Here is a 914-nt window from a genome sequence, read left to right as displayed (position 1 = left end):
ATATCCAGCATCTGCAACTATTTTTAAGTATTTAAATTTTAAGTTTTCTTCCATGCTTTTCAAGAAAGGTATTAGCGTAGTTGTATCCGTTGGTTGTGGTCCAACTGTAAGCCATGTAATATATTCTGAATCTACACCATGCTGCACATTATAAGCTGGCTTAAGTTGACCGTTTTTCATAGCATCTTCTTTCATCCTCATAAATGTAGCATCAACATCAGTTTTTGAGTAACTGTTTCTATCTCCGCAAGTGTACACTTTTTGAGTATATTCTTTAAACTTTGAAAGATATTCTTCAAGTTTTTCTATTGATCGTTGCAATGCAGTTTTTCTTTTCCCACATCCGTGAACGAATTCTATTCCTTCTGATTTCTTTAGTGCATAAAGCTTTTTTCTAAGCTTTTTTACATGTTTCATTTGAACTTCATTTTTATAGATTAACTTAATATCATAAAGTTCTTCGCACTCTTTAACAAGGTCGGCCACTTTAATTAGCAATTTTGCCATGTTTTTTGTAACTGCCTTTTTCCAGACAAAAGTATATTTATTTGCATAAGCTTCTATTTTTGTGCCATCAATAAAGATAGCATCTCCTGATATCTCACCAATTTTATAAAGAAATTTAGCTGTTTCAGCTAAGATCCTTTCAGAACATGGAGCAAAATGAAGACTTCTAAATCTTGCAAATGTTGCATGATCCGGAGCGGATGCTCCCTCAAGCAAAAACATAAAATTAATGTCTCTACGGCATGCCTTTTCAATATCTCGAGACGAATAAATCTTATTCATATATCCATAAGTCATGATTTTCAGCATTTTTCTTGGCGATACTTGATTTTCCTTTATCTTGGAATAAGTCGAATATAAATCTGTTAAATCCATCTCCTCTACAAATTGACTTAGTAATCGCACTG

The 914-nt window shown here is 32.8% G+C and carries 1 protein-coding gene; it reads right to left on the bottom strand.

The genetic code is table 11. The annotated features are described in order from the left end of the window. A partial coding sequence (locus A500_RS19050) for a transposase (RefSeq protein WP_040437200.1) occupies positions 1-914 on the bottom strand: 914 nt, incomplete at both ends.

Origin of the sequence: Clostridium sartagoforme AAU1, assembly GCF_000401215.1 — a bacterium.
GTDB lineage: Bacteria > Bacillota > Clostridia > Clostridiales > Clostridiaceae > Clostridium > Clostridium sartagoforme.
Note: the sequence above shows the minus strand (reverse complement) of the source record. Positions and strands in the feature narration are given on the sequence as shown.